Origin of the sequence: Algoriphagus faecimaris (assembly GCF_900101705.1) — a bacterium.
GTDB lineage: Bacteria > Bacteroidota > Bacteroidia > Cytophagales > Cyclobacteriaceae > Algoriphagus > Algoriphagus faecimaris.
In genome coordinates this window covers 100,016-121,838 of sequence record NZ_FNAC01000001.1, presented here as the reverse complement: position 1 = coordinate 121,838, position 21,823 = coordinate 100,016, and the positions used below count along the sequence as shown (strand labels likewise).

The window sequence follows — 21,823 nt, the reverse complement described above, 5'->3', positions numbered from 1 at the left end:
CAGAATTTTAGATTTTGCGGCTTTTTTAATTAAAGACCTTTTTGATTATAAATCGGATCATCACTATTATGCTGGCGATGATCACCCCCACTATTACAAATTCCATAAGATAACTTTTAATGGAAACCAGCTTTCCCATAAATAGTTTTTTGGTCACTCATCAGGATTTACTCTTTTTTTATTGCTAATCTTCATTTCTTTGTATCGCCTATTAACCTATACACTATGAAACCCTTGACCAAAAGAAGAATAGCACTTGGAAGCTTATTCTTTTTTATCGGACTTTGTTTTGCCAGTTGGGCAGCAAGAATCCCTGATATACAGTCCAAATTTGACTTATCCGAAGGGCAATTGGGGACCCTGCTTCTTTTTTTACCAATGGGTTCAATGATAGGCCTGCCAATCGCAGGCTGGTCAGTGCATCATTATGGAAGTAGGCGGGTGATTTTAATCGGAAGTTTTGCCTATGCGATGAGTCTGCCTCTAATAGGATTGAGTCCGACAACTTGGATTTTGATTTTTGTTTTGATTCTGTTTGGAATGCTGGGCAATATCATGAATATAGCTCTGAACACCCAAGCCTTGGACTTGGAGGATCAAATGGGTAAGAGTATTTTGGCTTCTTTTCATGGCCTATGGAGTCTGGCGGGTTTTACTGGTGCTGGAATAGGAGCAGGGATGATATTTTTGGGTTTATCTCCCACGATTCATTACATAGTGGTGATGGTGATTTCCATAGTGATTGTACTATCGGCATATCGTTTTGTAGTTCAGGAAAAGGCCAATCAAGAGGGCGGTGGTTTGGTGCTCAAGCGACCCGATGATTTGCTTTTGCGTGTGGGATTGATCGCATTCCTTGGGATGATGGCGGAAGGTTGCATGTTTGACTGGAGTGGAGTTTATTTCAAAAAGGTGGTCATGGTCGATCCTTCTTTAGTTGCGCTAGGATATGTTGCTTTTATGGGAGCGATGGCTTCTGGAAGGTTTATTTCGGACCGATTGATTCATCGCTTTGGTAAAGTACCTATACTGCGAATGAGTGGAATTTTCTTGTTTTCGGGATTAACCCTTTCAGTGATTTTTCCTTCCCTGTATACAGCGACTTTAGGGTTTTTGATGGTGGGTTTTGGAGTGGCTTCAGTTATTCCTGTAGCTTACAGCATTGCAGGGAGGTCAAAATTATATTCCCCCGGAGTAGCTCTGGCTTTGGTATCTACTATTTCATTTTTCGGCTTCTTGCTGGGGCCACCCTTAATCGGGTTTATTGCTGATCTATTCAATTTAAAAACCTCTTTTGCATTAATTGCTTTGAATGGTTTAGGTATAGCTCTTCTAGCAACTATTCGTAAGGAGGTGTTTTTCCAATCCAACGAGAAACACAATGAGTAAGCTTCCTGAGAATTTTCAATTTTCAAAAACATTTGAGGTAGGCTCTTTTCAAGTCAATCCCAAAGGCCAAATCAGGCTGAAGGATTTAGCTGATCTCCTGCAGGAGAGTGCATGGCTCCATGCAGATTCGGCTGATTTTGGAAGGGTCCTGCTGAAGGAAAACCTCATGTGGGCACTTTCGAGATTGGATATCAAGGTTTTCAAATCGCCGGTATGGGGGCAAAAAATTACGGTTTTCACCGGAGGTCGGGGAATAGAAAAGCTGTTTGCATTTAGAGAATTTTTGGTCATCTCGGAGACGGATGAGGTTTTGGCTAGGGCCATGTCTTCTTGGCTTTTAGTAGATACGGAATCCAAGCGTATTCAGCGTCCCGAAAAGGTTTTGTCCGATAGGCTTTTTTCTTCTGAAGTGCCGGATTGGAGGCCGGTAAAGTTAGAACTACCAAGTCTCCCTTATTTGTCAGCAACTGATCGGGAGGTAGCTACTTCGGATTTGGATCTCTACAATCATGTCAATAATACTAGCTATATCCGATGGGTGGAGGATTTAATAGGGAGCGAGGATATGGTAATTAGTGGCTTACTAATTAACTATTTGGCAGAATGCAAAAACAAGGACCTGATTCGGCTTTCTCTCCACGGCGATGAGGATAGCTGTCAAATAGTGGGGGAAATAGCAGGACGGAAAGTCTTTTTGGCTACAGCTCCTATTTTGAAAGACTGATAAAATCCTTCAAACAAAAATTGCTTACTTTTAGCTGGATGTGATCGAAGTCACAGCATTGAGTACTAGAATCACTGCATTTTTGTGAGGAATCCCTAGAAATCTATGAATCAGTTTGGAAAGCCTTTTATTCAACTCATCACCCTAATGGTAGGTTTGTTGGCTTTAGCTACAGCTTTGGTCGGTGTAGTAGGTCTAGTCATCTATGTTTCTTATTCAGGCATTAAGTTACCTGAGCTAAGTCCTCCCGATCAATCCACAATAGCCGCAGCCATAGAAGCTCCAGCAAAGCCCAAAGGCCTGATGGATCCGGTGGGAATGTGGATTGCACCTGAGTGGTCAAGTGTGGACGCTGAGCCAAATGCTGAATCGATCCGCTATGGTAGGGAGCTAGTAGCTAACACAGCAGAATACCTAGGACCAAATGGCAAAGTCAAAAAAATCTCCAATGGACTCAATTGTCAAAACTGTCACTTGCAGGCCGGAACAGCCCCCTTGGGCAATAATTACGGAGCAGTAGCCTCTACCTATCCAAAAATAAGAGCAAGATCAGGGCAGTCTGAAGACATCGAAAAACGAATCAATGATTGCTTTGAGCGAAGCTTGAATGGGCAGGGCCTTGAGCGAAATTCCAAAGAAATGGTAGCTATGGTAGACTATATGCATTGGCTAGGAAAAGATGTGCCTCAAGGAGAGAAACCCAAAGGAGTGGGGATTTACGAAGTACCCCTATTGGACAGGGCCGCAGACCCTGTGAAGGGAAAGACTATCTACGAGCAGCAATGCCAAAGCTGCCACGCTGCGGACGGTCAGGGATTACCTAAGCAAGATGGGACAGGCTATATTTATCCTCCGCTTTGGGGTGATCATAGCTACAATAGTGGAGCAGGATTATATAGATTATCGAGGTTTGCAGGCTATGTGAGAGCAAATATGCCACTTGGGGCAACTTATGAGAATCCTCTGATTTCAGATGAAGACGCTTGGGATGTAGCTGCTTATGTGAATAGCTTAGAGCGGCCTTCTAGAGACTTAAGTGGAGATTGGCCTGATATTTCTAAAAAGCCGATGGATCACCCCTTTGGTCCATTTAGTGATGAGTTCAGTGAAGAGCAACATAAATTCGGCCCATTTAAACCCATCAAAGAAGCGAAAGCCAAACTATAATGAAGCATATTGTACTGGGGATGATATTTTTATCCCCTTTTTTTTCAATTGCTCAGGATGAAATCGAAGAGCGAAAAATAGAAGTTGTTCCTCAAATCCATTTTAGATCGTATTGGATGAGTACATCTTACGCTGAGGATTTTAAAAGTGACTATTCTTTAGGGACATCCTTGAGCCTAGGAGCCAAAATTAACTACGGTATAAATTGGTCTCTGGAGACGAGTTACCGAGGATTTGCAGATCTTTGGAGTTCGGATATTTGGGAAATCGATCCTCTTACAGGAAGAGATAATAGGTACGAGAAAGGCTTGTATGACTTGCAAAACCCCGGTGACCGTATTTTTGGAAGTTTTGAGCGATTGAATTTGCGATATCAAGATGAAAAATGGAATGTAGCGCTTGGTCGGATGGATGTGAATACACCTTGGGTAAATCCCCAGGATGGAAGACTTTCCCCCACATTGATGGAAGGAATCAGTGCGGAATTTAGTCCAAATAGTCAATGGAAACTATCCGGTTGGTACATCGATCGGCTCAGGGTCAGAGGCACTAGCAAATGGAGCAATCCTGGGGAATCTGTGGGTATCTTCCCTGTGGCCCGAGATCCCAATGGTAATCCCTCCCAATACTTTGGAAATACCTCAAGCAAGCGAATCACGGTCTTTCAGCTCACTAAAAAATTACCGCTGGGCAAGCTGGAAATTTCACATTCACAAGCGAATAATATTTCAAGTACCTTTTGGTCTCAGTGGATGCACACATGGAGAAATGGCGAAAAGAAAGGAAAGTGGCTTTCGGGGCTACAGTTGGGCTATCAGCAAGGAGTAGGAGAAGGCGGAAATAGTGATCCATTACTTCGATATAAAAACCCTAATGATAAAAACTGGCTACTCTCTGCGAGATTGGGCTATGCTACAGCAAGATGGGAAACACATCTCAACTTCACCAAAACGGGAGGAAAGGGGAGATGGCTCAATCCGCGTGAGTGGGGCAAAGATCCTTGGTTTACATTTATCCCAAGAGAGCGAAATGAGGGCTATGAAAACTTCGAGGCCTTGGTTTTCTACCTATCCTATGCTCTCCCAGAGTCGGGCATAACATTCTATGCTCATACTGGTATTCATTGGCTGCCTGAGGTGAGCGACGCGGCGGCCAATAAATATGCTTTCCCCTCCTACAGACAGCTTAATTTGGGAGTTAAGATGCAGCCTAAAAAGCTTAGTAAAATGGATTTTCATCTCTTATTGATGAATAAGGAAGCGCTAAACCCAGAAAATCTCACTCCCGGACAGCGATACAATAAGGTGGAAATGATCCATATCAATGGAATCATCAACTGGAGGTTCAATTGAGGCTTGACCTCTTTATTATAGGCTAGAATTTTTGTTGAAAATCAGTGAGCTAGTTTAGAGATAAAGTAATTAGTGTTTTTGGCGTAAATTAGGAAATACCGAATCTTATCCTCACCTTTGATCCGTGGAGAAAAAAAATTATAAGAATTTACTCTCCTCATTGAAATAATCAAGCGTTGATTATCAACCTGCTTAAGTAGCAAATTTCAGAGTTCCTCCTTGCAAAGGTTTTAATTCTCTTCTTTCTACTTTTTTAATGGATCGCCTATCGAGCGAAAAATTAAAACCTGCAGCAAATCCCTCGGGAACAAATTAAGTTTATCACCTAATACTAAGTCTATTAAAACAGTAAGATTCTCAGAATCAGTTTTATCTGAATTCTCTCAAACCCTCCGAAGTAGAGTTTATGGTCATTTCAAGGCCACAAATCAATCTAAATACGGTAATGCACACATGGTCGTAAAGACTATAGTGTTGCTTTCTCTGTATCTTCTTCCTATCGCAGCAGTCATTTTTGGTTTAGCTACAGAGACTTGGCAGTTATTTGCCTGTTTTGTACTCGCCGGATTCGGAATGGCCGGTGTAGGTATGGGAGTGATGCATGATGCGAACCACGGTTCTTATTCTCAAAACCCAACTGTTAATAAGTGGGTTGGTTATACTCTAAATTTTGTGGGCGCCAGCTCTACAGTTTGGAAGATACAGCACAATGTGTTGCATCATAGTTACACCAACATCGACGAACACGACGATGATATCAATGCTCCTTTCTTTTTGCGTTTTTCCCCTAGCGCAGAAAAAAACGGACTACACAAGTATCAACACTTGTATGCTTGGTTCTTTTACTCCTTGTCCACGATAGGGTGGGTGACAGCCAAAGATTTTGTCAGGCTTACTCGCTATCATAGAAAAGGGTTGGTAAAAGGTAAAAATGCATACAGAAATAATTTACTGAAGATTATAGCTTGGAAGCTTGGCTATTTTGCTGTGATCCTAGGTTTACCTTTGATATTCTCTCCCTTTTCTGCAGGAATGATCTTCCTTGCCTTTATCGCAATGCATGCAGTGACAGGGTTTGTAATTACAATGGTTTTCCAGACTGCTCACATCGTGCCTGAGGTAGAATTTCCAATAGCAAATGAAGATGGTATAGTTGAAGGTGAGCGAATGCTTCATCAAATGGCAACTACCTGTAATTTTGCGCCTAATTCCAGAATGTTGGAATGGTTTATCGGTGGATTGAATTATCAAGTTGAGCATCACTTGTTTCCGGACATTTGTCATGTTCACTATCGTGAAATATCAAAAATTGTAAAAGCAACGGCTGAGGAATTTAATGTTCCTTACTATTCAAAGCCGAATTTTGTAGGGGCTGTACTTGATCATTTTAAAATGCTCTATCTCTTGGGGAATAGCCCTGAGCTGGAGCCAGTAAAAGCCTAATTATGCACTTTAATACAAGAAACAAACCCAAACCTCAAGGAAAGCCACAAGCTAACAGAGGGGGAAGGGTCAATCAAAAAGCAGCAAAAGTATCCAAACTAGATGCTAACCTGCTTGTCAAAAAAGCTCAACCGAGTGGACAAGAAGGATTTAGATCCGAGCGTCCTTTTTCTGATCTTCCTTTATCCAATCAGCTTCTCAAAAATCTAAAGGCCAAAGGATATGAAACCTTGACCAATATCCAAGAACAGGCAGTATTGCCATTATTGGACGGTAGGGATTTATTGGGAATATCTAATACAGGTTCCGGTAAGACCGCAGCTTTTTTGATCCCTATAATCGAAAAAATAAAGTCTTCTAACGAAGCAAAAACCGCTTTGATCGTCACTCCTACCCGGGAGTTGGCCTTGCAGATTGAAGAGGAATTTAAAAGCCTAGCCAAAGGATTGAATCTATATTCTGCCACCTTTATCGGAGGCACAAATATCAATTCTGACTTCAAAACTCTGAGCCGAAAGCTACACGTAGTCGTAGGTACTCCGGGCAGGTTGCTAGATCTCACCGATCGCAAGCTTTTGCACTTGAATAAATTTGATACGCTGGTATTGGATGAGTTTGATCGTATGCTGGATATGGGCTTCATCAATGATGTCAAAAAGATCGTAAGAGGAATGACTAAGAGAAGTCAGACCATGCTTTTCAGTGCAACTCTAGAGCCTAATCAAAAGGCAATGATTGATTCTCTACTTCATAACCCAGTAGAGGTGAAAGTTAACAGTGGTGTCACTACCAGTGAAAATGTAGACCAGGAAATCATCCGGTTGAAATCAACAGAAGATAAGTTTTTAGTGTTGGAAGGATTATTTCAAAATCCAGATCTGGAAAAGGTAATCATCTTCACCGAGACCAAAAGACTTGCAGATAGATTAAGTAAAAAATTGAATCAGGCGGGAATAAACTCCGGATTGATTCATGGAAATAAATCCCAGAATTTCCGAAATCGTACGATTGAGGAGTTCAAAAAAGGATTAACACGAGTACTAGTAGCCACTGATGTGGCAGCTAGAGGTATAGACGTGGCTGATGTGACCCATGTGATCAATTATCAGCTTCCCATGTCTATGGATAGCTATATCCACAGAATCGGCCGTACGGGTCGAGCTGGTAAAACCGGCAGAGCCATCACATTTGTCAATTAAAAAGCTACAATGTCGAAAAATCAAAACACATTCATCAAAAAACAAAAAGCAGAACTTAAAAAAAGAAAACAAAAAGAAAAATTAGAAAAGAAACTAGCCCGCAAAGAACAGCCTAAAAGCGGGGACCTGGAAGACATGTTGGCCTATGTCGATGAGTTTGGAAATATATCCGAAACTCCTCCGGAACCGGAGCCACCAAAAAAACAACCGATTTCTAGAAATCAATATTCAAATAACAAACAACAAAGTAAAAATTAGTAATCATGAATGAAGGAACAGTAAAATTCTTTAACACAACCAAAGGTTTTGGTTTTATTACACCAGCTGATCAAAGTGAAGATGTATTTGTACACCACTCTGGCTTGGTTCACGAGATCCGTGAAAATGACAAAGTTACATTTGACGTAGTTCAAGGTAAAAAAGGTGTTAACGCAGTTAACGTGAAAGTAGTAGGATAATTCCAACCGCTTTTTAAAAAAAATGAAGTCCCCGATTCCTTTATTGGTTTCGGGGATTTTTTTATTTCACTGCATTTTCGAGCACCTTTCCCTGTTCGAAAGCACTAAGGTTATCCAGTGTGGTCTTGGCGATTTGATCCAAAGCTTCCTTGGTCAAAAAGGCTTGGTGTCCTGTAATCAAAACATTTGGGAAGGTCATTAATCGAGCGATCTGCTCATCTTGGAGTATTTCTTCGGATCGGTTTTGGAAAAATAGATCTTCCTCCTGCTCGTAAACATCAATCCCTAGGAAACCTATTTTTCCGTTTTTCAAAGAGCGAATGACCGATTTGGTTTCGATCAAAGCTCCTCTAGAGGTATTGATCAGCATACAGCCATCCTGCATTTTCTCCAAGGTGTTTTTATTAATCAGATGTTTGGTATCAGGGGTAAGTGGACAGTGAAGGGATAGAATAGTAGACTGCTGCATGATTTCATCCAGCGTGACATAGCTGACTCCAAGTGATTTTAATTCTTCATTTTCGTAGATATCATAAGCTAAAACTTTGCAGCCAAAGCCTAGCGCTATACGACAGAATGCTTTACCTATGGCTCCCGTTCCTATGACTCCGACTGTTTTGCCATGTAGATTGATTCCTGTAAGACCTTCTATAGAATAGTTATTTTCTCGGACTCGGTTATAAGCCTTATGGGTCTTGCGGCTTAATGTAAGAATCAAAGCAAAAGCATGCTCGGCTACCGCCTCAGGACTATAGGCTGGCACTCGTACGATGGATATGCCTAGATTTCTAGCACAATCCAGGTCGACCTGATTATAACCCGCACAGCGTAAAGCTATGAGTTCTACTCCTACTTCCTTGAGACTTTTGAGTGTTTGCTTGTCCAATTGGTCATTGACAAAAGCACATACGGCATCATGTCCCTCAGCTAGTACGGCTGAATGTCTGTCCAATTTTGCTTCGAAAAAGGTGAATTCATGGGTGTAAGAGTCTGCATTTCTGGCAAAACTGATTTTGTCGTATGATTTGGTACTGAAAAAGGCTACGCGCATAGTTTTATTTCGTTTGAATTTGATAAATGCTGAAGCGGGTTACTTCTTCCTCAATTTCGGGATTTTCAGGTTCTTGAACCAAAAATTTATTTTCGCCCAATCCAAATAAAAGAGTCCCCTGAATAGCAGGGAGTTCGTAAGGTAATTGTTTTTGATCTTTGATTAAAATAATAGCTTTTTCATTTACATCAAAAGTGGGAGAATAGAGCGCATCATTTCCTTTTCGTGCCTGATATTCTGCCTCTGAGATTCCTTTGAAATATTGGATCAGGTAGAAAGCATCTGATAGCTGGATCAAGCTTTGATTTCTTCCTGCCATAAAACGAAGCGTATTCAAGCGTTCATCGTTACCGGGAGTATCCATGGGCAGAGGCGGGTATTGTACAAATTCCTCATGAATAATTGGGATGGTGCCTTTTAATGCAAGACTAGGTAACTCATAGATCTCGATCTCATTTTCAATAGCATGTAAGAGTATAAGCTCGTTGGTCTGATGATTGACCAAAAAGGACTTGGTCATCAGTTCTTGGTAGATATTTTCTGAAGAGAAATAAGGGGAGTTTTCTCTGTAAGGCACTACTGATTTCATCTCTCCGGATTGGATATTGATCTGATAGAAATTCTGGAGAGTATCTCTTCCTTCTTCATCTCTAATCAGGTAATGAGCGGAGAGGTAATTGCTTGGCCCTACGAGATAATAAGTACTGTCTTGATGCTGGAAGTATTCTGTACGACCCATGGGGCCAAAACCACGTATGGGAAGGGGAGATTGGATGCGCTGTTGATTAAGCAGTTCAAACTCCGAATCAAAAGTGAAAATGGTAAATGGAAGCTCTGCCACTCTTTCTCCTTTGGGGCCAAAAGCTATTCCTATTGGATTCCAATTGCCATACAGTCCAGGTCCTTCTCCTTTTTTCTTGACCCGATGAACAATTTCTCCGGATTCGCTGATTTCGAGTAATTCGTCCTCTACCATGGCATAGCCGAGGTAGCGTTTTTCCTCAGGAGAATAATCTCTTATAATCACCCGAGTCAGGTTGTTTACCTCAAAAGAATCTATTTTGCTTAGTTGATATGTAGGAAAAGTATTTTTATCGCTGGATTCAGAGCCTGAACCGCAAGAAAATATACCCAACCAAACGATCACCAAAATAGGCTTGAGCAGGAAGAAATTTATATAGTTTTTCATAATTAAATTAGTTGTTCTATTAAGTATTCGTTGAAATTAATAGAAAAACTATAGAATCAAACCAATCCCATAAAAAAACAGAGGATATTATCCTGAAATTTTGTAAATCAGTGCCCTAAAGTGATTCCAAATGCAAAAATACTTACTATTCCTTCCTTTTGTTTTAATAATGGCCTGCGGTACCAGTCAAGAAAAAAATGAAATCGTCGAGGAGGTTAAAATTGAAGAAAAAATTATGAACCAGCCTGATTCAGTTTTGCGACACGTCGTTTATTTTTCTTTCAAAGAAGCTTCCTCTCCTGAGGATATTCAGGGAGTGATCGATGCTTTTCGAAATTTACAGAATGAAATAGAGGGGATAAAAGCCTTTGAATGGGGGGTCAATTCCAGCCCTGAAGGACTCAATAAAGGTCTTACTCATGCTTTTACTCTTACCTTTCATTCCGAAGCGGATAGAGATGCTTATCTTCCACATCCGGCGCATCAGCGGTTTGGGGAGCTATTAGGCCCACATCTTCAGGATGTGACGGTGATCGATTATTGGACAAGAGAGTGACCTTATTGGTCATAGGGTACCCCTGAAGTTTGGCCGTCTTCCTTGACGGTCAATACTTCAGTGACCACAAAATTACTTGCACCTCTCCATGGTAGCATACCGTTGTACTCCTTGTACCGAAGCTCAACAAACTTGCCAGAAGCTCTTTCCAAGCGTTGTGCTACCTCTTCGTCTGCGACACTGAATCGGAATTCATTACTTTGTAGGGCTCCGGCGGTAGGGCTTTGAAAACCTTCTTGTACTACTCTTCCCTCATAAGTTTTGAAAAGTATTCCCTTCTTGACAAAGTAGTTTAGGGATCCGGCTTTCACCCCTTCACCAAACACAAAAAAGAACTTATACCAAAACACTCCTGCTAACACCCCTATCAGGATGATACCAGTAATCCATGCTGCTTTTTTCATAGGCTTTTGATTGATGGATTAAATATAAGGAGCCTTTTCATTAATTGATTATGTAGTCGGATAAAATAAACCTTCCCTATGGGGCCTGAGTTTATAAAAGGATGCAAAGCAGCTTATTCAATTCAGAAAATGAAAATTTACTACCCTTTCAGGGGAAAACAATTTTGTATGCTGACTTTTTACAAAAAGAGGAGGCAGATCGTTTCTTAAGCCAATTGATTGAGGCTGTGCCGTGGAGGCAAGAACCTATTTGGATGTTTGGCAAAAAGGTAATGCAGCCTCGGCTTACGGCCTTGTTTGGAGATACAGAGGTGCCTTATTCCTACTCGGGTATTCAGATGGAAGCCTTGAAGTGGGTAGATCCCTTGGCCTTGATAAGAGAAAAGTTGAAAGATTATTGTGAAACCGAATTCACTCATGTGTTGCTCAACTACTATCGAGATGGGCAGGATAGCATGGGCTGGCATAGAGACAATGAGGCGAGCTTGGGTAAGAATCCTACGATTGCCTCTGTGAGTTTGGGGGCAAGCCGGACATTTCAGATTAGGCACTACGCAAATAAAGCCCCAAAATTGAATCTAGAGCTTGGTCATGGAAGTCTACTGATTATGGCAGAAGAAAGCCAACATTTCTGGGAACACCAGTTGCCTAAAACCAAAAAAGTTTTGGGGCCTAGAGTTAATTTGACTTTTAGAAAACTGAGTTAAAAGATGGCTTGCTCCTTCAATCGCTCTAAGTATTCCAGCATCAGCGGTTTTTCTATGTACTCGATCACAGAAGCATACTCCATTGCTTTGCGTTTATCCTCAAAATTTACAGAAGAGCTTAAGAGCATCACTTTTATATTACCAGGAAGCTTAAGAGATTCAATATAGTCCAAGATCGCCCATCCGTCCAATCCTGGCATATAGATATCGAGTAGTAAGAGTAGACTTGCTTTTTCTAAAGGAGTGGCTTTTAGAAATTCAACCAGTTTCTGGCCATCACTAAATTTTTTTGGATTAGAGTCAAGGCCCGCTTTTTTAACAAGGATTTCGTGGAGAAATAAGAAATCAGGGTCATCATCTACAAGTATGATATCGAAGTTACTACTCATTTCTATTTGGGGAGCTTAGGTGATCAAACAGGTTAGAAATATACGTTTTTTCCGAAATTTCTTTGATAATGACATCGAGATCTTCGGATGTAACCCTATTTTTTTTTTAAATATCTGTTCATTCAGTAAAAAATCAGTTGAGTAAGCCTATGCTAAATTCTTTTGAAGGGAATGAAATAATAATATAGTTTTATCTGATCAAAAGAAAATCCGGAACAGTCTAATACTTTCAGACAGTTCCGGATGGGCTTAGAATAAATAAAAATTCTTATTGAAATTATAGTTTAGATCATGTTATCCTTATGACTAATCAATCAACAAGCCAAATATAGTCTCCATATCCAGCTGACTCCATTTCACTTTTAGGAATAAATTTCATCGCGGCAGAATTCATACAGTAGCGAAGCTGAGTAGGCTCCGGACCGTCATAGAAAACATGGCCCACGTGACTGTTTCCCAATTTACTGCGGACTTCCACTCGGGTCATTCCTAAGCTTTTATCAACAGGTTTGTCTATGATTCTTGCATCTATCGGTTTGGTGAAACTAGGCCATCCTGAGCCCGATTCGTATTTGTCTTTGGAGCTGAATAGAGGAGCCCCGGACACAATGCATACGTAGATTCCATCTTCTTTATTACCATTATACTCATTTTGGAATGCGTATTCGGTCTCGTCTTCCATAGTGACCTCATATTGTAGAGGAGTCAGGGTTTCTTTCAGCTCTTTTTTGGATTTCGCCGGGTATTTCTCAGCGGACAATTCGGGCCAGTATTTCTTAATAAAGGCATCCCGGCCACTTCCTCTTCTGTAGGAATAGTAGTCTGCGGGATTCTTCTTGTAATAATCTTGGTGGTAGTCTTCCGCTTCGTAGAAGTTGGTGTATTTGATGATGGGTGTAGCGACAGGCTTATCAAATTTACCTGATTGATCCAACCGTTTTTTGGACTCTTCGGCTACTTTCTTTTGCTCAGTGTCATGGTAAAATATGGCTGATTCGTATTGGCTTCCTCTATCATAGAAGGATCCGCCGACATCTGTGGGGTCAAAGGTTTGCCAGAAAATATCCACTAATTCAGAGTAACTGATAACTTCTGGGTCAAAGGTGATCTGAACTGACTCCCTGTGGGAAGTTCTACCCCCGCTAACCTCTCCATAGGTAGGGTTTTTTTCTTTCCCTCCGGCATAGCCGGAAAGTACTGAAATAACACCATCCACCTCCTCAAAAGGAGCCTCTACACACCAAAAACATCCACCTGCAAAAGTAGCTTTTTCGGTTTTTCCAGAGAATTGTTCCGTCTTGTTCGCCTCAACATCAGTTCGCTCCTCGGACCTTTCTCCGGGAGAGCAAGCCATCACAAGAGCTAGGAAGAGTGATAGTATCATAGGGTTTGTATTTAGGTGATCGTACATAAATTTATTAATCAAAGATTAGTTTCTACAGTTTGGTCTTGTATTTGAAACTGGAAAGGAAACACCAAAGTTCGTCTTGTGTTTGGAGTCATTTCTTAAGATTTACGAAAATGATCAAAAAAGAGATCAACTCTGGTTACTAAATGAGCCTTGGCTTAGACTCATTCCAAAAACCGTATTGCTTATGAAACTATCAAAAATTGGATTTGCCGTAGTAAGTTTACTTTTCTCTTTTGCTTTCGCGACGACTGCGCAGCAAGGTTCCGGTTTTGGAGTGAAAGCAGGGATGAATTACAATACTTCAGGTAAATATTTTCGTGATGCAGAGTCTGTATGGAAAGACCCACTTGGTGGAGTAGGATATCACGCCGGAGTTTTTTATACAATGAATTCTTACGATATCTATTTGAGACCGGAGTTAGTCTATACCGAAACCCGATTCAATACCGGTTTGATTGATGCCGAAGCTAGACGAATAGATGCCCCCATTTTAGCTGGAATTCGCCTATTTAGAGTCATCAATGTTTTTGCGGGCCCATCTTTTCATTACACCCTAGACGATAATTTTCTTCCTGACAATTCAAGTGATTTTAATAGCCGACTCCGTATGGGGTATCAATTTGGGATGGGAGTTTCTCTGGGGCCGGTAGGAGTGGACTTACGCTATGAGCGGGAGTTTAACGATCAGAAGTTCAAATTTGATCGGGTATTTGGTCAAGATCAAAGCTTCCGATCTCAGCAAATTGTGTTGGCCGTTTCTCTTCGTGTTTTTGGCCCTTGATTAATCAAAATAAGGCCTAAAAATATCTTTCCAGATTAGATATCCTTCATCATTTAAATGTAACTGGTCTTTGAGGTATAGCTCAGGCCTAGGCTGTCCTTCGGCATCTGTCAAAGCAGCCCAGGTATCGACGAAAGTCACTTTTTCTTTTCTAATTGATAGATCCTTAAGCTGCTTGTTGAACTCTTGGTAGCTGCTCGCCTTCTCCCATCGGCTAGGGCTGGGTTTAGCACCGATCAAATAAATTTCTGTCTGAGGGTTGGCTAAATGAATACGACTGAGGATATCCTCAAACGTATGGATTATCTCCTGAGCGGAGACATCAGCCCAGATGTCATTGTCTCCTTCGTAAATGAAAACTCGGGAAGGTTCGAATCTGAGAACCAAGGGATACAAAAACCGCTGCAAGTCCTTGGCCTGTGAACCCCCAAATCCAGTATTGATCAAGGGGTGCTCAGGGAAATCAGCACCTAAGTCCTTCCACATTCGGATCGTCGAACTACCCGTAAATACAGTGCCGCCTGCTGACCAACCTACACTGTCTATTTTGGCACTCAGTGATTTCACTTCCTGCTCATAGGGCAAAGTTTGAGCGCTGATCAATTGAAAAGCTAAGATCAATAATGCGGAAAGGGAAAGGAGGATTTTTTTCATAGTCACAAACTTAATTCAAAAATCGGCTGAACCAAAACCGTTCATTCGATGCACGAATCTGAACAATAAGGACAGCTATTGAAAGTGTTCATTTTAAGTGGATTGCAATTTCTGTCACTCAAATGCCCTTTTTCATCCCGATTTGGGCTGCTTTTATAACTTAGCTATTTTTATCATTCAATTTGGAAGAGTTTTAGCAAATAGTTTTTACTTAAAAATCCTCTAAGTATGAAGTCTATTACTCGTTTTTTCTGGTTTTGTAGCGGTGCTAATTTTTCTATTCTCAAGCGAACTCCCACCGAATCAAACAAATATATGGGGATAGGAGCCACGGTGTTTTTCACTGGGGTATTGGCAGCTTTGGCAGCTGGGTATGCTTTGTTTACGGTTTTCCAAAGCTTGGTGCCTTCAATTGGCTTCGGTTTGCTATGGGGCTTAATGATTTTCAACCTGGATCGGTTTATCGTATCGAGTATGCGTAAAAAAGAAAATGCATGGGATGAATGGAAGCTGGCGATTCCAAGGCTGGTCTTGGCGGTTTTATTGGCTTTGGTCATCTCGAAGCCACTCGAGTTGAAGATGTTTGAGCGGGAAATCAACCGAAAGCTAGACGAGAAAAAAACAGAATTTATTGCGGAAGCAAAAACCAATTTGGCTAAAGGCTTTCCCGAGATTTTGGAACTGGAAGGGAGAATTGAATCGCTAAAAGAAGAGGTTTCAAAGTCGGAAGCCTTTCGGGATCAGCTTCAGGGAGAATACGATGCTGAGCGTTTTGGAGAAAAAACCTTAGGTACAAGTGGAATAGTCGGATTAGGGACTAATGCCAAAAAGAAGGAAGAGCAGCTGGACGCGGCACAATCGACTCTCGAGCAGCTGAGAAGTAGAAATCAAGCGCGAATCGATACCCTCGAGTCCCAGATACGTGAATTTATGGCTTTGCGACAAGCGGAGTTTGAAAAGCAGCAACCGGGAATCGAAGGCTTTGATGGTCTGGCGGCTCGAATGGATGCGCTGTCGGTTTTGACCACCGAGAGCTCTGCAATGGCAATGGCCAATGCCTTTATCATGCTACTTTTTATAGCGATTGAGACGGCCCCGATTTTCGTCAAATTAATTTCGCCTCGTGGCCCTTATGATGAGCTTTTGGAATTGCATGAAGATCGCATCAAGCTATTCAAAGGTGAAAAGTGGACCATTGCCAAAGGAGAATCAGAGGCTAGGGTTGGTTATTTTCAGGATACCCATTTTTTCGCCACTGACTTGAAAAAGGAAAAAACCAATCGAAAAAACCGTGCGGAAACCGATCGGGAATTGGCAAATTGGGAGTGGAAATTGAAGAAAATCAGAGAGTTGTTTTGAAATACGTGTAAATATTTTTTTCTTTACGGTATAAAATAATTGATGGTGCTATGGATACTAAAATCACTTTGTCTTTTAATAAAGACATCATAGAGCGAGCCAAGGGTTTTGCCGACCAAAACAACATCAGCCTTTCCAGACTGACGGAGTTTCTCTATGCACAGATGACTTCCAAAAATTACCAATCGTTGGAGGAGCTTCCGATTGCTGATTGGGTAAATATGGTGTCTCAGGGTGAGGTAGAATATAAGCGTACTTCATCGAGCCGAAAAGCAATGAAGGATGAATTTTTTGGCAGTAAAAAATGAAAGTTTTTCTTGATGCGAATGTTCTGGTTTCTGTATTGAATAAGGAATATCCGCTTTTTCCGCATTCGGCGCGAATCTTAAGTTTGGCTGATCAGCTTCGCTATCAACTTTATACCACGCCCATTTGCTTAGCTATTGCTTTTTATTTTGCAGAGAAAAAAAGTGGAGCAGGTCTTGCTAAACGAAAAATGGAAGTCCTTTCTTCCAAGCTTCATATTGCTTCAGTAGATTCGATAGTGGTTTCTCGAGCAGTTTCTGATCCTAGTGTTGTCGATTTCGAGGATGGCTTGGAGTATTATTCCGCTTTGCTACATGATTGTCAAGCCATCATCACCGAAGATTCGGAAGGCTTTTATTTTTCAGAGATCCCCGTTTATGACTGTCGAAAGTTTTTGGATGAGGTGATATTTTAGACCTCTTTGGAATCAAAACTTTTGGAAAGTTTTATGAGCTACCTGATCCAACTGCTCCATTGTTTTGCTGACGGTTTTCCATTCGGCAAAACCTATGATTCTGATCAGGAAGCTTAGGAGTTTTCCAGGATTGATAAGCTTTTGAGCAAGGGCAGCGATGTTATTATCACGATCATTGATCTGAAATTCCTTGTTGGGATCAGCATGATATTCCTTGGCATACTTCCAAGCTCCATCTCGTGCTAATTGAATCGAGAAATTTAGCAGCATTTCATCTTTACCCTTTGCTAAAGGGATTAGCCAGCCAAAAATTGGAGAGACTTTGCTGATATTAGCCTTTACATCATCTACCAATTCAGCCAGAATCTCATTGATTTTATCAAAGTCAGCTTTGATGTCTAAGAGGTTTTTACCGCGCATGGTTTCAGAGGCGGCTATTCCTAGATCCAAATTGATATGGGCATTAATTCCTAGAAACAGGTGCTGAATCACTAGGTGCTTGGAGTTAGAGCTTGCCTGAAAGGCTAATCGCCAGCTTTGAGTTGCGCTTTGGTTTGCATTCCAAAAATCGTAAGCTTCAATAAACCGCTGGGCAAAAAGTACATCCAATAATTCCATTCTGGGATTATCTAGGAATTCCCCCGCCAAAATCCCATCTCTGATCCTGCGAGTCACTTGCCTATAGAGAATCGCAAAATAGCCCATTCTGCTTTGCCGCTGATGACATTCAGCAACAATTTGATCCATGCGAAGAAGTACCTCATTGATTGTCGTCATGACTTATTGGATAAAGAAGCCTTCTAAAATATCTCCCACGTAATAGGCCACCAAGGCGGCTAAGAGTCCTAATCCTACCGTCTCTGTGATACTTCTGAAAGTAGAGGTGTGATTGACCCAGCTTTTCATCCACCCAACTAGCATAAAAGCGAAGCCAGTTAAGATGCTTGTGAAAAGGAAAATATTATTATCAATAGGCCTAAAAAAATCAATCAAATAAACCAAAAGGGGAATGAAGCCTACCAAAACAAAAGATACAAGTGTAGCTAAGCCGATTTTAAAGGGGCTTTTGGTCTCTTCCATCATTTCCAATTCGTCTTTCATCATTTCTGCTACCCAAAGGTCTTTGTCAGAGCAGATTTGTTGGACCACTTTTTCTAATAAATCTCCCTTGAAACCCTTGGAAGCATAGATTTCTCGGATTTCTTCTTCCTCTTTTTCAGGGATATTTTCTACCTCCCAATATTCTATTTTCTCGTGCTTTTTGAAGTTCTCTTTATCTGTTTTGGCTGAAAGGTAAGCGCCGACAGACATGGAAAATCCATCCGCTAGGAGATTAGCAAAGCCCAAAATCAAAATAATGCCAGTATCCAAATTGGCTCCAAAACCACCAGCTACTACCGCAAATGTCGTTACAGCCCCATCGATGCCACCATAGACAAACTCCCGCATGTATTCTTGCAGTTTGCCAAATTTGGCAGACTCTTGATGTAAAATTTTTTCGTTCATTTCATTTGAGGTTTTTGAGCAAAAAACGCTTTACATTTTCTCCCATGACCGCACGTATTTCAGATTCGGTAAAACCTTCTTTTAGTAGACCCTCTACGATTAGCGGGAGTCCAGTAATATCAAAAGGGACTGCTACAGAACCATCATAATCAGACCCCAAAGCAACATATTCAATCCCAACCAAATCTCGGATATGCTTTATAGATGCGATTATATTTGGGAGTTCGGGGTTGCCTACTGCTTTTTCAAAAAATGCAATACCAATAATACCTTTTTTTCGTGCAATCCGTTGAATCTGTTCGTCGCTTAGATTTCTTTGGGAATTTAAAACTGACTTTAGTCCTGTGTGAGAAACTATTACAGGATTCGAAGACAATGCCAAGACATCATCAATGATGGCTGGGGAGGAATGTGCCAAATCGATAAAAATACCCAGTTCATTCATTTTCATAATCACTTCCTTGCCAAAAGCAGAAAGGCCCTCTCCACTCTCTCCATGGGCAGACCCTCCTAATTCGTTGTCAAAAAAATGGGTGGGACCTATCATTCGGATTCCTGCATTATAGACGGCGTCAATATTTTCAAGTTTGCCTTCCAAAGCATGTGCTCCCTCTATCCCGATCATTCCCCCTATTACTTTTGGGTTTTTTTTCCGCATTTCAATTAATCGAAGCAGGTCCTCCTTAGTCTTGATAACAATCATATTTCCCTCCTCCTTAGCAGCAAATTTTTCTAATGCTTGAGCTTGCGAGAGTGTTCTGTTAATAAGACTAAACCAGTTGAATGGACTTTCACCTTTTGCTATGGTCAGCGGTGTGATATTGTCAAATGCATCAGAACTGTTTTTCTCCATATTTTGCCCCGCAGGCGACTTGGATACAATTGTGAACATTTCCAAAGCAACATTCACTTCTCTCATTCTTGGGAAGTCTACATGACCTCGATTCCCACGTTTTGTTAGGTCTCTACCCCAGAGTAGAGCATCACAATGTAGGTCAGCGATGAAATCTAGCCTATTGTATAGATCATAAGCTTCGTTTGAGACTGGGTAAGGACTTGGATTTTTGACTGGATTTCGGTCGGATTCGATATAGGAAGGCACTGTATTGATACCTATCAGATAAACTAAGAAAAGGAGAAGAAAGAAAATCAGGATTTTTTTCATAGGTAGGTTTTTCCTGATCAAGTTAAACAAAAGTTGATACAATCAATATGCCTAGGATAAGAGGCGATTGGGTAGTATGTATTTAATCTATTTTTTCCGCCAAAACTTCCTCTCCAGTTTTGGTGGGTTCCAGATTTTGAAGTTCTTCCATCGTAAACATCCGGGACCGAATGATGAAACGAATACCCATTGGGATTTCGATCGAAAAACTACTTCCTCTTCCGGGGGTAATGTCCAGGGTCAATTGGGTATGCTTCCAGTACTCAAACTGATCAGCGGACATGAAAAAATCACAGCCATATACTTCTCCCATCCATATGTCCTGTGAACCCACTTTGAAGTCTCCCTTTTCGAAACACATAGGAGAGGATCCATCACAGCATCCACCGCTTTGATGAAACATTAGTTCACTTCCAAATCGCTTTCTTAAGGTGTCTATCGTTTCTTTGGCGGACTCGGTGATCAAAACTCGTTGGGTATGGGTCATGGTATTTTGGGTTTGTATGTTAAGCAAATAAAGGCGAGAAATGATTTTTCCCGCCTTTGGTCAAAAGAAATTACCAATTCTAGAAGAATCCTAATTTCTGCTTGCTGTATGAAATCAGCATGTTTTTGGTTTGACGATAATGGTTAAGCATCATCGCATGGTTTTCACGGCCAAAGCCGGATTTTTTGTAACCTCCAAAAGGAGCATGTGCTGGATAAGCATGATAGCAGTTGACCCAAACCCGGCCAGCTTGAATGGCTCTAGGAACTTGATAGAGCTCGTGTGCATCCCTGGACCAAAGTCCAGCACCTAATCCGTACATGGTGTCATTGGCGATTTCGATCGCTTCCTCAGTCGTTTTGAAAGTAGTCACACAGGTCACAGGACCAAAGATTTCCTCTTGGAATACCCGCATTTTATTATGCCCTTTCATAATGGTAGGTTGGATATAGAAACCATTTTCCAAGCCGGAATTTAATCCTGCTTTGGCTCCACCGGTCAGAATAGTTGCGCCTTCTTCTTTGCCGATTTCGAAGTAAGATAGGATTTTTTCATATTGATCATTAGAAGCTTGAGCACCCATCATGGTATCTTCGGCTAGCGGATGACCCATTTTAATGGCTTTGGTTCGGGCGATCACTTTCTCCATAAACACATCATAAATATCCTCATGAACCAAAATCCTCGAAGGACAAGTACATACTTCCCCTTGATTCAAAGCAAACATGACAGCACCTTCGACGCACTTGTCAAAGAAATCATCATCAGCATCTGCAATAGACTTCATGAAAATATTAGGTGACTTGCCTCCTAGCTCCATGGTGACAGGAATGAGGTTTTCGGATGCATACTGCATGATCAGACGTCCTGTGGTAGTTTCCCCGGTGAAGGCTACCTTAGCTACTCGGGGAGAAGTGGCAAGAGGCTTTCCTGCTTCAGGCCCGAAACCAGTCACTACATTCAATACTCCTGCAGGAAGTACATCAGCAATCAGCTCCATGAGCACCATGATACTCGTAGGTGTCTGCTCGGCTGGTTTTACGACGGTACAGCAACCGGCTGCTAGTGCAGGAGCGATTTTCCAAGTTGCCATCAGCAAGGGGAAATTCCAAGGGATGATCTGACCTACTACTCCAAGTGGCTCACTTAATGCGATACTGACAGTATGCTCATCGTGTTCGGAAATTGTGCTTTCGTCTGCGCGTATGACTCCTGCAAAGTACCTGAAATGATCCACGCAAAGGGGAAGATCCGCGGCTCTCGTTTCCCGAAGGGCCTTGCCATTGTCCATGGTTTCGATACGGGCAAGCATCTCTAGGTTTTCCTCTATGACGTCTGCTATTTTATTCAGCACTCTGGATCGTTCTGCTGCTGAGGTTTTGGACCAGGATTTAAATGCCTCATGTGCCGCATCCAATGCCTTTTCCACGTCTTCCTTATTTCCCCGGGCAGCTTTTGAAAAAACTGAACCATCCACTGGAGAGATGTTGTCAAAATACTCTCCATTGCTGGGAGCTACCCACTTTCCGCCAATAAAATGATCGTATTTTTCTTTTACTTGAGGCCTTTCTACGGGAGTGGCCTGTGATAGGGTTTGTGTACTCATGTTTTAAGTTATTTTGGTTTTTCTCAAAATTCTTAAATAAATAAGTCAAAAAATGACACTGAATGCGCAGGAAATGTTACCAGATTGCGGGATTTCTGTGGATTT

General features: G+C 41.5%; 25 protein-coding genes. 14 read left to right on the top strand and 11 right to left on the bottom strand.

Going from position 1 to position 21,823, the window contains the following annotated elements:
- The first annotated feature begins 225 nt into the window (after positions 1–225).
- The 8 genes from BLQ57_RS00545 to BLQ57_RS00510 all read left to right on the top strand — a co-directional run bounded on the left by BLQ57_RS00545 (position 226) and on the right by BLQ57_RS00510 (position 7,732).
- A complete protein-coding gene (locus BLQ57_RS00545; protein ID WP_087937630.1) occupies positions 226–1,389 on the top strand; it encodes an MFS transporter in 1,164 nt (387 codons plus the stop codon).
- A complete protein-coding gene (locus tag BLQ57_RS00540) occupies positions 1,382–2,113 on the top strand; it encodes an acyl-[acyl-carrier-protein] thioesterase (RefSeq protein ID WP_087937631.1) in 732 nt (243 codons plus the stop codon). Before BLQ57_RS00545 ends, BLQ57_RS00540 begins: the two co-directional genes overlap by 8 nt.
- 105 nt (positions 2,114–2,218) lie before the next feature.
- Positions 2,219–3,280: a c-type cytochrome gene (locus BLQ57_RS00535; RefSeq protein WP_087937632.1), complete on the top strand. Its 1,062-nt coding sequence runs from the start codon at positions 2,219–2,221 to the stop codon at positions 3,278–3,280.
- Entirely contained in the window at positions 3,280–4,632 is a 1,353-nt protein-coding gene (locus BLQ57_RS00530; RefSeq protein WP_087937633.1) for a hypothetical protein, read from the top strand. The genes BLQ57_RS00535 and BLQ57_RS00530 overlap by 1 nt, the downstream gene beginning before the upstream one ends.
- A gap of 453 nt (positions 4,633–5,085) precedes the next feature.
- Complete coding sequence (locus BLQ57_RS00525; protein WP_087937634.1) at positions 5,086–6,075, top strand: fatty acid desaturase family protein; 990 nt, start codon at positions 5,086–5,088, stop codon at positions 6,073–6,075.
- A gap of 2 nt (positions 6,076–6,077) precedes the next feature.
- Entirely contained in the window at positions 6,078–7,274 is a 1,197-nt protein-coding gene (locus BLQ57_RS00520) for a DEAD/DEAH box helicase (RefSeq protein WP_087937635.1), read from the top strand.
- Between the two features lie 9 nt (positions 7,275–7,283).
- Positions 7,284–7,532: a cold-shock protein gene (locus BLQ57_RS00515; RefSeq protein WP_087937636.1), complete on the top strand. Its 249-nt coding sequence runs from the start codon at positions 7,284–7,286 to the stop codon at positions 7,530–7,532.
- 5 nt (positions 7,533–7,537) lie between these two features.
- Positions 7,538–7,732, top strand: coding sequence for a cold-shock protein (locus BLQ57_RS00510; protein ID WP_087937637.1), 195 nt, complete (start codon positions 7,538–7,540; stop codon positions 7,730–7,732).
- Between the two features lie 61 nt (positions 7,733–7,793).
- On the opposite strand, the gene BLQ57_RS00505 is transcribed toward BLQ57_RS00510, so the two are convergent.
- Together BLQ57_RS00505 and BLQ57_RS00500 are read right to left on the bottom strand one after the other, a co-directional pair.
- Positions 7,794–8,783, bottom strand: a complete 990-nt coding sequence (locus BLQ57_RS00505) for a 2-hydroxyacid dehydrogenase (RefSeq protein ID WP_087937638.1) — start codon at positions 8,781–8,783, stop codon at positions 7,794–7,796.
- Positions 8,784–8,787: 4 nt separating this feature from the next.
- Positions 8,788–9,972 carry a hypothetical protein gene (locus BLQ57_RS00500; protein ID WP_087937639.1) on the bottom strand — a complete coding sequence of 395 codons (1,185 nt, stop codon included), beginning with the start codon at positions 9,970–9,972 and terminating at the stop codon, positions 8,788–8,790.
- Positions 9,973–10,102: 130 nt separating this feature from the next.
- On the opposite strand from BLQ57_RS00500, the gene BLQ57_RS00495 reads away from it, so the two are divergent.
- The gene (locus BLQ57_RS00495) at positions 10,103–10,528 is read left to right on the top strand and encodes a Dabb family protein (RefSeq protein ID WP_087937640.1); all 426 of its coding nucleotides are present in this window, start codon (positions 10,103–10,105) and stop codon (positions 10,526–10,528) included.
- Between the two features lie 2 nt (positions 10,529–10,530).
- Here the strand turns inward: BLQ57_RS00495 and BLQ57_RS00490 are convergent, their stop codons facing one another.
- Entirely contained in the window at positions 10,531–10,932 is a 402-nt protein-coding gene (locus BLQ57_RS00490) for a hypothetical protein (protein ID WP_087937641.1), read from the bottom strand.
- Between the two features lie 101 nt (positions 10,933–11,033).
- On the opposite strand from BLQ57_RS00490, the gene BLQ57_RS00485 reads away from it, so the two are divergent.
- Positions 11,034–11,639 carry an alpha-ketoglutarate-dependent dioxygenase AlkB family protein gene (locus BLQ57_RS00485; protein ID WP_087937642.1) on the top strand — a complete coding sequence of 202 codons (606 nt, stop codon included), beginning with the start codon at positions 11,034–11,036 and terminating at the stop codon, positions 11,637–11,639.
- Here the strand turns inward: BLQ57_RS00485 and BLQ57_RS00480 are convergent.
- Together BLQ57_RS00480 and msrA are read right to left on the bottom strand one after the other, a co-directional pair.
- Positions 11,636–12,028 (bottom strand): response regulator, encoded by a 393-nt coding sequence (locus BLQ57_RS00480; RefSeq protein ID WP_087937643.1) that lies wholly within the window; start codon positions 12,026–12,028, stop codon positions 11,636–11,638. The two genes, BLQ57_RS00485 and BLQ57_RS00480, sit on opposite strands and share 4 nt — an antisense overlap.
- A gap of 310 nt (positions 12,029–12,338) precedes the next feature.
- Positions 12,339–13,412 carry a peptide-methionine (S)-S-oxide reductase MsrA gene (gene msrA, locus BLQ57_RS00475; RefSeq protein ID WP_175444637.1) on the bottom strand — a complete coding sequence of 358 codons (1,074 nt, stop codon included), beginning with the start codon at positions 13,410–13,412 and terminating at the stop codon, positions 12,339–12,341.
- 211 nt (positions 13,413–13,623) lie between these two features.
- Between msrA and BLQ57_RS00470 the strand changes: the two genes are divergently transcribed.
- The gene (locus BLQ57_RS00470) at positions 13,624–14,220 is read left to right on the top strand and encodes an outer membrane beta-barrel protein (protein WP_139162629.1); all 597 of its coding nucleotides are present in this window, start codon (positions 13,624–13,626) and stop codon (positions 14,218–14,220) included.
- Here BLQ57_RS00470 and BLQ57_RS00465 read toward each other — a convergent pair whose 3' ends face one another.
- Positions 14,221–14,874: a GDSL-type esterase/lipase family protein gene (locus tag BLQ57_RS00465; RefSeq protein ID WP_087937646.1), complete on the bottom strand. Its 654-nt coding sequence runs from the start codon at positions 14,872–14,874 to the stop codon at positions 14,221–14,223.
- 228 nt (positions 14,875–15,102) lie between these two features.
- On the opposite strand from BLQ57_RS00465, the gene BLQ57_RS00460 reads away from it, so the two are divergent.
- Genes BLQ57_RS00460 through BLQ57_RS00450 form a run of 3 tightly spaced genes read left to right on the top strand, consistent with a single transcriptional unit; the run spans position 15,103 to position 16,954 of the window.
- Positions 15,103–16,233: a DUF4407 domain-containing protein gene (locus BLQ57_RS00460; RefSeq protein ID WP_087937647.1), complete on the top strand. Its 1,131-nt coding sequence runs from the start codon at positions 15,103–15,105 to the stop codon at positions 16,231–16,233.
- Between the two features lie 50 nt (positions 16,234–16,283).
- The gene (locus BLQ57_RS00455; protein WP_087937648.1) at positions 16,284–16,541 is read left to right on the top strand and encodes a DUF6364 family protein; all 258 of its coding nucleotides are present in this window, start codon (positions 16,284–16,286) and stop codon (positions 16,539–16,541) included.
- A complete protein-coding gene (locus BLQ57_RS00450; RefSeq protein ID WP_087937649.1) occupies positions 16,538–16,954 on the top strand; it encodes a type II toxin-antitoxin system VapC family toxin in 417 nt (138 codons plus the stop codon). Before BLQ57_RS00455 ends, BLQ57_RS00450 begins: the two co-directional genes overlap by 4 nt.
- Before the next feature lie 12 nt (positions 16,955–16,966).
- Here BLQ57_RS00450 and BLQ57_RS00445 read toward each other — a convergent pair whose 3' ends face one another.
- The 5 genes from BLQ57_RS00445 to BLQ57_RS00425 form a co-directional block, all read right to left on the bottom strand.
- Positions 16,967–17,731 (bottom strand): DUF5995 family protein, encoded by a 765-nt coding sequence (locus tag BLQ57_RS00445; protein ID WP_087937650.1) that lies wholly within the window; start codon positions 17,729–17,731, stop codon positions 16,967–16,969.
- A 3-nt stretch (positions 17,732–17,734) separates the two neighbouring features.
- Positions 17,735–18,460, bottom strand: coding sequence for a VIT1/CCC1 transporter family protein (locus BLQ57_RS00440; protein WP_087937651.1), 726 nt, complete (start codon positions 18,458–18,460; stop codon positions 17,735–17,737).
- Between the two features lies 1 nt (position 18,461).
- Positions 18,462–19,625: a dipeptidase gene (locus BLQ57_RS00435; protein WP_087937652.1), complete on the bottom strand. Its 1,164-nt coding sequence runs from the start codon at positions 19,623–19,625 to the stop codon at positions 18,462–18,464.
- Between the two features lie 82 nt (positions 19,626–19,707).
- Complete coding sequence (locus tag BLQ57_RS00430) at positions 19,708–20,112, bottom strand: DUF779 domain-containing protein (protein ID WP_087937653.1); 405 nt, start codon at positions 20,110–20,112, stop codon at positions 19,708–19,710.
- A gap of 79 nt (positions 20,113–20,191) precedes the next feature.
- Positions 20,192–21,718: an aldehyde dehydrogenase family protein gene (locus tag BLQ57_RS00425; protein ID WP_087937654.1), complete on the bottom strand. Its 1,527-nt coding sequence runs from the start codon at positions 21,716–21,718 to the stop codon at positions 20,192–20,194.
- Positions 21,719–21,823: the final 105 nt, after the last annotated feature.